Raw genomic sequence first — 10,148 nt, 5'->3', positions numbered from 1 at the left:
GGCCGTGAGCCGCCACGGCCGCAGGCCGAGCCCGGGCCCCCAGCGGGACGGCGCGCGCGGTGGGGCGGTGAGGCGGGTCAGGCGCGCACGGGCCGCGTCGCGGTCGACGAGCAGCGCGGCGAACGCCCCCAGCACGAGCACCATGAGGAACCCGTCCAGCAGGGACGTGCGGGAGTGCACCACGGCAGACCCGTCCAGCGCCAGGAGCAGCCCGGCCAGCCCGCCGGCCCACACGGAGCCGAGCAGCCGCATCCCGGCGCGGGTCACGAGCACCACGGCCAGGAGGCCGGCGACGGCGGCGGCGGTGCGCCACCCGACGGGGGTGTCCGCGCCGACGAGGCGCATCCCCAGGCCGATGAGCAGCTTGCCGACGGGCGGGTGGACGACGTAGGACGCCTGCGTGGAGTACCCGTCGACGTCGCCCGACGCGAAGGCCGCGTCGACGACGTCCTTGTCCCCGGACCACTGCGCCTCGTAGCCGAGCGAGACCAGGGTCCAGGCGTCCTTCACGTAGTACGTCTCGTCGAAGACGAGGGTGGCGGGCCGGTCCAGGCCGGGCAGGCGCAGCGCGGCGGCGACGGCGGTGACCCCCACCGTGACGGCCCAGCCCAGCGTGCTCCGGGACGCCCGCGGCCCCGCGGTGCTCCCGGCGGGCCCGCCGGTCCGGGTGCCGGCGTCCCACCGCGTGGTCGTCACGCGCGTCATGGTAGGTGGGACGGGGGCGCCGCGTAGCCTGGCGCGCATGGAGCCGGGGACGGGTCAGGTCGTGCTCGCCGCGACGCCGATCGGCGACCCCGAGGACGCCTCGCCCCGGCTGCGCCGGCTGCTGGCGACGGCGGACGTCGTCGCGGCGGAGGACACGCGCCGGCTCGCGGGGCTCCTCCAGCGGCTCGAGGTGCGGACCACGGGCCGCGTCGTCAGCCACCACGAGCACAACGAGGCGGCGCGCGCCGAGGAGCTCCTCGACGTGGTGCGGGGGGGCGGGACGGTGCTGGTCGTCTCCGACGCCGGGATGCCGACCGTCTCGGACCCGGGGTTCACGCTGGTGCGGGCCGCCGTCGCAGCCGGCCTGCCCGTGACGGCGGCACCGGGCCCGAGCGCCGTCCTGACCGCCCTGGCCGTCTCGGGCCTGCCCACCGACCGGTTCTGCTTCGAAGGGTTCCTGCCGCGGCGCCCGGGCGACCGGCGGCGCGTGCTCGGGACGCTCGCCCGGGACCCGCGCACCACGGTATTCTTCGAGGCCCCCCACCGGCTCGCGGAGACGCTCGCGTCGATGGCCGAGGTGCTCGGAACCGACCGCCCGGCCGCGGTGTGCCGGGAGCTGACCAAGACCTACGAGGAGGTCGTGCGGGACACCCTCGGCGGCCTCGCGGCGTGGGCGGCGGAGCGCGAGGTGCGCGGGGAGGTGTGCGTCGTCGTCGGCGGCGCGCCCGCGCAGGGCCCGCCGGACGTGGCGGACCTGGTGCCGGAGGTGCTCGCGCGTGTCGACGGCGGCGAGCGGCTCAAGGAGGCCGTCGCCGAGGTGGCGCAGGCTGCCGGCGTGCCGAAGCGTGACCTCTACGCCGCGGCCCTGGCGGCCCGTTCCCGCTGATGGGTGCGGGTCAGACCGCCGTGGAGGGGAGGAGCTCGACGCCCTGGGCCGCCAGGCGCTCGCGGGCGGCAGCGCCCTGCTCGGGGGTCACCGGCACCGTGAGGTCGGTCAGCACCCGGGTCCGCAGCCCGATCTCGACGGCGTCCAGGGCCGTCGCCAGCACGCAGTGGGACTCGGCGATGCCCACGACGTCGACGTCGGTCACCCCCGCGGCGCCCAGGAGGGCCGCGAGCGCCCGTCCGTGCTCGTCGACACCCTCGAAGCCGGAGTAGGCGGCCGCGTACTGGCCCTTGCGGACGCTGACGTCGGGCCGCAGGTCGGCCAGCGCCGGGTGCAGCTCCGCCTCGGCGGTCCCGGCCACCCCGTGCGGCGGCCACGTGTCGACGAAGTCGGGCGTCTCGCTGAAGTGGTCGCCCGGCTCGATGTGCCAGTCCTGGGTGGTGGCGACGAGGACGTAGCCGTCCCGACGCGCCGCGGCGAAGGCGGCGACGGCCTCGGCCACGGCGTTCCCGCCCTCCACCCCCAGGGCACCGCCCTCGCAGAAGGTCGGCTGGACGTCCACGACGAGCAGGGCCCGCCGCGGCGTGGGGTCGGTCGTCCCGGTCGCACTCATGGCCCCAGGCTAAGCCGGGTGCCACGCCCCGGCCCTCGCGGCCCGTCCCGTCCCGCCTCCCGCGGCCTTACCCGTCCCGCCCCCCGGGGGCTCCGCCCGTCCCGCGGCGTCCCGCCCAAGGTTGGAGCGCGGGAACGTGGCACGGGAACCGTGCGTTGCACCGAGGAACCGGTAGTCCACGGCAGGTCGACACGGGGAGACGACATGCGGACCGTCCTGACCGGCGTGCGGCTGCGGGGCGCCGCCGTCGTCGGCGTCGTGGCGCTCGCGGTCGCCGCGTGCTCGGCCGAGCCCGAGCGGACCCCGACGGTGGCGACACCCCAGGCACCCTCGGCCCCGCCGTCCGCGACCGTGGCGCCGGAGGTGACCGCGGCGCCGTCGTCGGTCGCGGTGCCCGGCCCGGCGCTGCCGGAGGCGACGGCGACGCCGCAGGACGTCCTGACCGGGCTCACCAGCCCGTGGGGCCTGGCGTTCCTGCCCGGCGGCGCGGTCCTGGTGACCCTGCGGGACCCGGCGCAGGTCCTCCTCCTGCGGGACGACGGCGTCGTGACGCTGGGCGGGCCGGGCGCGGAGGAGCTGGTGGCGGGCACGGCGACCGGCGGGGAGGGTGGCCTGCTGGGGGTGGCGGTGCCCCCGGAGACGCCGGACGGCGGGGCCGGGTCCGCGACGGGGGCCGCCCTCGAGGTGTACCTCTACCGGACCACGCCGGGCGGCAACGAGGTGGTCCGGACCACCCTCGACCCGGCCGCCGGCACCCTCGCACCCCTCGAGCCGGTGCTCACCGGGATCCCGGCGGAGGGCACCCACAACGGCGGGCGCCTCGCGTTCGGGCCCGACGGGAACCTCTACGTCGCCACGGGCGACGCCCAGGCCCGGGGCGCGAGCCAGGACCCGGCCTCCCTCGCCGGGAAGATCCTGCGGGTGACGCCCGACGGCGAGCCGGCGCCCGGCAACCCGTTCCCGGGCAGCCCGGTGCTGAGCCTGGGCCACCGCAACGTCCAGGGCCTCGCCTGGCACCCGGACGGGACCCTCGTGGCCAGCGAGTTCGGCCAGAACTCGCTCGACGAGCTCAACGCCATCCGCCCGGGCGGCAACTACGGCTGGCCCGACGTCGAGGGCACCGGCGGCGCGCCGGACTTCGTCGACCCGCTGGTCACGTGGACCACGGGCGTCGCCTCGCCGAGCGGGATCGCCGCGGCGCAGGACGCCGTCTACGTCGCGGCGCTGCGCGGCGCCCGGTTGTGGGAGGTGCCCTGGGCCGACGGCGGCGTCGCGGGGGAGCCGGTCGCGCACCTCGTCGGCGCGCTCGGTCGCCTCCGGCACGTCGCCGTCGGGCCGGACGGTGCGCTCTGGGTCCTGACGAACAACACCGACGGGCGCGGGGAGCCCCGCCCGGGGGACGACCGTCTGGTGCGCCTCCTCCCGCCGTGACCCGGGCGACACCGGTCAGCGGGGACCTGCCCGCTCACTAGGATCGGTGCCCATGGCCCACATCCTCTCGGCGGTCGCGTGGCCCTACGCCAACGGCCCCCGCCACCTCGGACACGTCGCCGGCTTCGGCGTCCCCTCCGACGTCTTCAGCCGATACATGCGGATGGCGGGCCACGAGGTGCTCATGGTCTCGGGCACCGACGAGCACGGGACGCCGATCCTCATCCAGGCCGACAAGGAGGGGACGACCGCCCGCGAGCTCGCCGACCGGAACAACCGGATCATCGTCGAGGAGCTCGCGGCCCTGGGCTGCTCCTACGACCTCTTCACCCGTACGACGACGGCGAACCACTACGCGGTGGCGCAGGAGCTGTTCCGCCAGGTGCACGCCAACGGCTACATGGTCGAGCGCACCACCCGGGGCGCGATCTCGCCCTCCACCGGCCGGACGCTCCCGGACCGGTACATCGAGGGCACGTGCCCGTACTGCGGCTACGCCGAGGCCCGCGGCGACCAGTGCGACAGCTGCGGCAACCAGCTCGACCCGACCGAGCTCATCGAGCCGCGCAGCCGCATCAACGGGGAGACCCCGCAGTTCGTCGAGACCCAGCACTTCTTCCTCGACCTGCCGGCCCTCGCGGACGCGCTCGCGGCCTGGCTCGACGAGCGGGAGGCGTCCGGGACCTGGCGCCCCAACGTCATCCGGTTCAGCCGCAACATCCTGCAGGACATCAAGCCGCGTGCCATGACGCGGGACATCGACTGGGGCATCCCCGTGCCGCTGGAGGGCTGGGAGGACCAGCCGACCAAGCGCCTGTACGTGTGGTTCGACGCCGTCATCGGGTACCTGTCCGCCTCGATCGAGTGGGCGCGGCGCCTGGGCGAGCCCGAGCGCTGGCGCGAGTGGTGGAACGACCCGGAGGCCCTGTCCTACTACTTCATGGGCAAGGACAACATCACGTTCCACTCGCAGATCTGGCCGGCGGAGCTCCTGGGCTACGCCGGTCGCGGCGAGCGGGGCGGCGAGCCGGGGGCCTACGGGGACCTCACGCTGCCCACCGAGGTCGTGTCCTCGGAGTTCCTCACCATGGAGGGCAAGCAGTTCTCCTCCTCCCGCGGCGTCGTCATCTACCTGCGGGACGTGCTGGAGCGGTACCAGGTCGACGCGCTGCGCTACTTCATCTGCGCGGCGGGCCCGGAGAACTCCGACTCGGACTTCACCTGGCGGGAGTTCGTCTCCCGCACGAACGGCGAGCTGGTCGCCGGCTGGGGCAACCTCGTCAACCGGACCGCCTCGATGATCGCCAAGAGCTTCGGCGAGATCCCCGCGCCCGGCGAGCGCACCGACGTCGACGAGGCCCTCCTGGCCACCGTGCGCGCGGGCTTCGACACCGTCGGCGGGCTCATCGCGCGGCACCGGCAGCGCCAGGCGGTCGGCGAGGCGATGCGCGTCGTCGGCGAGGTGAACAAGTACGTCACGGACACCGCGCCGTTCAAGCTCAAGGGCGAGGACGAGCGCGAGCGGCTCGCGACCGTGCTGCACACGGCGGCGCAGGCGGTGTGGTGCTGCAACACGCTGCTCGCGCCGTTCCTGCCGCACTCGGCCAACGCCGTGCACCGCACGCTGGGCGGCGACGGCGACCTCATGCCGATGCCGCGGGTCGTCGAGGTCGAGGACCTCGACGACGGTCACCCGTACCCGATCATCACCGGCGAGTACTCGACGACGCCGCCGTGGGCGTTCACCGACGTGCCCGTGGGGGCGCCGGTCGCCAAGCCGACGCCGATCTTCACCAAGCTCGACGACTCCGTGGTGGAGGAGGAGCTGGCCCGCCTGCGCGGCGAGGACGCCTGAGGTGGGGCGCGAGCGCGACCGGTCCTGGCCGCCGGCGCCGGAGCCGCTGCCGCACCCCGTCGTCGACGACCACACGCACCTGGACCACGCGGCGCCGGGCGCGGGCGGGTTCGACGGCGGGCCCGCCGCGCCGACGGTCGCCGAGCAGGTGGAGCGGGCCGCCGCGGTCGGCGTGACCCGGATGGTCCAGATCGGCTGCGACCTGCCCGCGGCGCGCTGGACCGACGTCGTCGTGCGCGAGCAGCCGGCCCTGCTGGGCGGCGTCGCGCTGCACCCGAACGAGGTGCCGCTGCACGCGGGCGTCCGCGAGGTCGCCCCCGACGGCCTCGAGCCCGACCCGCGCGAGCACCACGCCGTCCCGCTGGACGAGGCGATGGCCCAGATCGCCGCGATCGCCGCGGGCAACGACCGCATCCGCGTCGTCGGGGAGACCGGGCTGGACTTCTTCCGCGCGGGTGAGCAGGGGCGGCGGGTGCAGCGCGAGGCGTTCCGCGCCCACATCGCCCTGGCCAAGGAGCTCGGCCTGGCGCTGCAGATCCACGACCGGGACGCGCACGCCGAGGTCGTGGAGGTGCTGCTCGCCGACGGCGCCCCGGAGCGCACGGTGTTCCACTGCTTCTCCGGCGACGCCGCGATGGCCCGGCTGTGCGCGGAGCAGGGGTGGTACCTCTCCTTCGCCGGCACCGTGACCTTCTCGGCCGCCCAGGGGCTCCGGGCTGCCCTGCGCGAGGTGCCGCTCACGCTGCTGCAGGTCGAGACGGACGCCCCGTACCTCACCCCGCACCCCTACCGCGGTCGCCCCAACGCGCCGTACCTCGCCGCCGCGACCACCCGCCGGCTCGCCCAGGAGCTCGACGTGGACCTCTCGACGCTCTGCCGGACCCTGTGGACCACCGCCGAGGAGCTCTACGGGCCCTGGTGAGGCGCGGTCGTCGGTGCGCCGCAGGTGGGTCGACGGACCGGGCTTGCGGGCGGGTCGGCTGCTCCTCGGACGCAGGTCAGCGGGTGAGGTCGGGACGTCCGACTACCCGTCGCCGTGTCCGGTCCGTTACCGTCGACCCCGGCCCTCCGTCGTGACGGGCCGTGCCCGCGCCCCCGACGGACGGATCGCCACGTGCCCGAGAGCCCTGCCGGTGCCACCCGCCGGGAGCTGCGTCGCCGGGAGCGGCGCCGCGGCGGGGCCGTCAGGATCGCGCGGTCGACCGCGCAGGTGACCGTGCTCGCGCTCCTCGTCGGCGGCACCGCGGCGTTCGCGACGCAGACGACCGTGCTGCCGTCGGTCGGCCTGGCCGGGGGCGTGGCGAGCGCGGCGGACGTCGCGGCCGAGCTCGGGCTGCGGCAGGTGCCCTCGGCGGCGTCGCGCGCCGCGGCCGAGCGCGAGGCCGTCATGGAGACCCGCACGCTCCACCTGACCGTCGACGGTGCCACCCAGGAGCTCCGCACGTCCGGGGAGACGGTCCGCGACGTGCTCCTCGAGGCCGGCGTGGTGCTCGGTCAGCACGACCGGGTGTCAGTCCCGCTCGAGGCCGCCGCGGTCGACGGCCTCGCCGTCCTGGTGACCCGCGTGACCACCGAGGTGCGGACGGAGACGACGGCCCTGCCGTTCGAGACCGTCCGCGAGGACGACCCCGACCTGGACGAGGGCCGCGAGGTGGTGGTCACCGCCGGCGCGGACGGTCTGCGGACCGTCGCGTACGAGGCCTACCTCGTCGACGGCGTCGAGGTGGACCGCAAGGTGCTCGTCGAGACCGCGGTGTCCCAGCCGGTCACGCAGGTCGTCCGGGTGGGGACCCGCACGGCGCCCCCGGTGCCGGTCGGGCCGGCGGTCGACCCGGGCACCTCCCGGGCCATCGGCCGGGACATGGTCCTGGCGCGCGGCTGGGGCGAGGACCAGTGGGCCTGCCTCGACGCGCTGTGGACCAAGGAGAGCAACTGGCGCGTGGACGCGGCCAACCGCTCCAGCGGCGCCTACGGGATCCCCCAGGCGCTGCCGGGCACCAAGATGGCCACGGCGGGGGCCGACTGGCAGACCAACCCCGCGACGCAGATCTCGTGGGGCCTGGGCTACATCGCGGCCCGCTACGAGACGCCGTGCGGGGCGTGGCAGCACTCCCAGGCACGCAACTGGTACTGAGGCGCTGAGCCGTCCGGGTGACGGCTGGGCACCGCCCGCAGCCTGGGGTTTTGACCTCGACGTGACCCGAACCGGGTCTTGACACGGTCCTGACCTGCACCGACGTCCTGCTGTGACCTCCCTCACGACCCTTGGCGCCTGGTCACGGATCGGTTACGGTGCCGTGTCGCCCTTGGCCGGGGCGGGCTCTGCTTGCTAGGGCCCGACCGGCCGCAGCGGACCCCGCCGCACCGGGGCGACGACCGCACGACCGGCCCTCCGCGGTCGGGATGACGGCCGGATCAGGGACCCGGACCCGATCGGTGCCCGCGCCCCGCGCGGACCCCGTCGGGCGCCACGACGGCGCACCCGCCCCTGTGCCCGGGACGACCGACGTCTGGAACCCCGTGACCTTCCCCGCCCTCCGCCGCGCCGTCCCGCGCCGCCCGCAGCACAGCACCCCGACCACCGACACCGAGCACGCCCAGCACGAGAACGCCCAGCACGAGCACGCCGGCCCCGCGCCGCGCTCCCGGGCCCGCAGGCCCCTCCTCATCGGCGGCCTCGCCGCCGCCCTCGCCCTCACCGGCGGCACCGTCGCCGTCGCCGGCGCGCACAAGACCGTCACCCTCGACATCGACGGCGCCACCACCACCGTCTCGACCTTCGCCGGCAGCGTCGGTGGGGTCCTCGCCGCGCACGACCTCGAGGTCGGCCCCCGTGACGTCGTCGCCCCCGAGCCGGGCGCGGCCCTGCACAGCGGTGACGAGATCGTCGTGCGGCGGGCCCGTCAGGTGGTCGCCCTGGTCGACGGCCAGCAGACGCGCCTGTGGGTCACCGCCCTCGACGCCGACGAGGCCCTCGGGACCCTCGCCGCGCGCGGCGGTGACGTGCGTCTGGTCGCGTCGCGGTCGGCGGAGCGCACGGACCTCGGGGTCCGGCTGGACGCCGAGGGACCGGTGGACGTCGTCGTCGACGGGCAGACGCGCGAGGTCGCGGACGCCTCCGTCGGCCTCGAGGCCGTCCTCGCGGGCCTGGGCGTGGAGCTCGGTCCGCTCGACCGGGTCCAGGTGCACCACGTCGCCGGCGAGGCCGGCCCCCGACTGACGGTCACCGTCCAGCGGGTCGTGGCCGAGGAGCGGTCGACGCTCACCGAGCTGCCGTTCGAGCAGGTCGTCGAGGACACGGACGCGCTCTTCCGCGGCCAGTCCGAGACCGCCGTGGCCGGCGTCCCCGGCGAGCAGACCACGGTCCACCGGGTCGTCCTCGTGGACGGCGTCGAGGAGTCGCGCATGCTGCTCAGCGACGGCGTCACCCGGGAGCCGGTGACCGAGGTCGTGCGCCGCGGCACCAAGGAGCGCCCGCCGCCCCCGCCGCCCCCCGCGCCGGCCGCGACGTCGTCGCGGTCCTCCTCGGGCGGCTCGACCGCTCCGGCGCCCGCCCCCTCGACGGTCGGTGGCGACGTCTGGGCCGCCCTGGCCCAGTGCGAGTCGGGCGGCAACCCGACGATCGTCTCCAGCAACGGCCTCTACTACGGGCTGTACCAGTTCTCGCTGTCGACGTGGCGGTCGGTCGGCGGCTCCGGGCTGCCGAGCGAGGCCTCGCCCGCCGAGCAGACCCAGCGCGCGCAGATCCTCCAGGCGCGCTCCGGCTGGGGCCAGTGGCCGCACTGCTCGAGCAAGCTCGGCCTGCGCTGAGCCGTACCGACCCCGCAGCCCCGGCTGCACCCAGGGCCACCCGGCCGGACCGCTCCCGCGGACCCCGGCCGGGTGGCCCTAGGCTCGTCGGCATGACAGACGCGCTGCTCGGTCCGGCCTCGGTCCGCGACCTCGCAGGGCGGCTGGGCATCCGCCCCACCAAGACGTGGGGCCAGAACTTCGTCGTCGACACCGGCACCGTCCGGAAGATCGTCCGCACGGGGCACGTCCGCGAGGGCGAGCGCGTCGTGGAGATCGGGCCCGGGCTCGGGTCGCTCACGCTGGGGCTGCTCGAGGCGGGTGCGTCGGTCGTCGCGGTGGAGATCGACCCCGTGCTGGCCCGGCAGCTCCCGCTGACCGTCGCGGAGCGCATGCCCGACGCGGTGGACCGGCTCGAGGTCCTCCCGGCCGACGCCCTCACCGTCACGACCCTGCCCGGCCCGCCCCCGACGGCGCTCGTGGCGAACCTGCCGTACAACGTCGCGGTGCCGGTGCTCCTGTCCTTCCTGGAGCGTTTCGACTCCCTCGAGCGGGTGCTGGTCATGGTGCAGGCGGAGGTGGCGGACCGCCTCGCGGCACCGCCCGGCTCGCGGACCTACGGCATCCCGTCGGCCAAGGCGGCCTGGTACGCCGACGCCCGGCGGGCCGGCTCCATCGGCCGGGCCGTGTTCTGGCCGGTCCCGCGTGTCGACTCCGCCCTCGTGGCCCTGGACCGCCGCGAGCCCCCGACGACGACGGCGTCCCGCCAGGCCGTGTTCGCCGTCGTGGACGCGGCCTTCGCGCAGCGCCGCAAGACCCTGCGGGCCGCGCTGGCCGGCGTGGCCGGCTCGGGCGAGGCGGCGGAGCGG

General features: G+C 76.1%; 9 protein-coding genes. 7 read left to right on the top strand and 2 right to left on the bottom strand.

All coding sequences use genetic code 11. The annotated features are described in order from the left end of the window. Positions 1-696, bottom strand: a 696-nt coding sequence (locus N866_RS11785) for a phospholipid carrier-dependent glycosyltransferase (protein ID WP_245612573.1), incomplete at its 3' end; no start/stop codon positions are given. A gap of 46 nt (positions 697-742) precedes the next feature. On the opposite strand from N866_RS11785, the gene rsmI reads away from it, so the two are divergent. Further along, positions 743-1,591 carry a 16S rRNA (cytidine(1402)-2'-O)-methyltransferase gene (rsmI, locus tag N866_RS11780; RefSeq protein ID WP_034226556.1) on the top strand — a complete coding sequence of 283 codons (849 nt, stop codon included), beginning with the start codon at positions 743-745 and terminating at the stop codon, positions 1,589-1,591. A gap of 10 nt (positions 1,592-1,601) precedes the next feature. Here rsmI and N866_RS11775 read toward each other — a convergent pair whose 3' ends face one another. Next, positions 1,602-2,204, bottom strand: coding sequence for an isochorismatase family protein (locus tag N866_RS11775; protein WP_034226555.1), 603 nt, complete (start codon positions 2,202-2,204; stop codon positions 1,602-1,604). A gap of 204 nt (positions 2,205-2,408) precedes the next feature. On the opposite strand from N866_RS11775, the gene N866_RS11770 reads away from it, so the two are divergent. The 6 genes from N866_RS11770 to rsmA form a co-directional block, all read left to right on the top strand. Then, on the top strand, positions 2,409-3,635 hold the full coding sequence (locus N866_RS11770; RefSeq protein WP_034226553.1) for a PQQ-dependent sugar dehydrogenase: 1,227 nt from the start codon (positions 2,409-2,411) through the stop codon (positions 3,633-3,635). Positions 3,636-3,687: 52 nt separating this feature from the next. After that, on the top strand, positions 3,688-5,490 hold the full coding sequence (gene metG, locus N866_RS11765; protein ID WP_034226552.1) for a methionine--tRNA ligase: 1,803 nt from the start codon (positions 3,688-3,690) through the stop codon (positions 5,488-5,490). Position 5,491: 1 nt separating this feature from the next. Further along, positions 5,492-6,412, top strand: a complete 921-nt coding sequence (locus tag N866_RS11760) for a TatD family hydrolase (protein ID WP_034226551.1) — start codon at positions 5,492-5,494, stop codon at positions 6,410-6,412. 192 nt (positions 6,413-6,604) lie between these two features. Next, positions 6,605-7,624 (top strand): resuscitation-promoting factor, encoded by a 1,020-nt coding sequence (locus N866_RS11755; protein ID WP_034226550.1) that lies wholly within the window; start codon positions 6,605-6,607, stop codon positions 7,622-7,624. Positions 7,625-7,926: 302 nt separating this feature from the next. Next, positions 7,927-9,300 carry a resuscitation-promoting factor gene (locus tag N866_RS11750; RefSeq protein ID WP_245612572.1) on the top strand — a complete coding sequence of 458 codons (1,374 nt, stop codon included), beginning with the start codon at positions 7,927-7,929 and terminating at the stop codon, positions 9,298-9,300. Positions 9,301-9,392: 92 nt separating this feature from the next. After that, positions 9,393-10,148, top strand: a 756-nt coding sequence (gene rsmA, locus N866_RS11745; protein ID WP_034226549.1) for a 16S rRNA (adenine(1518)-N(6)/adenine(1519)-N(6))-dimethyltransferase RsmA, incomplete at its 3' end; no start/stop codon positions are given.

Origin of the sequence: Actinotalea ferrariae CF5-4 (genome assembly GCF_000603945.1) — a bacterium.
GTDB classification, from domain to species: domain Bacteria; phylum Actinomycetota; class Actinomycetes; order Actinomycetales; family Cellulomonadaceae; genus Actinotalea; species Actinotalea ferrariae.
The sequence above is the reverse complement of the archived record's forward strand: the minus strand, read 5'-3'. Positions and strand labels throughout refer to the sequence as shown.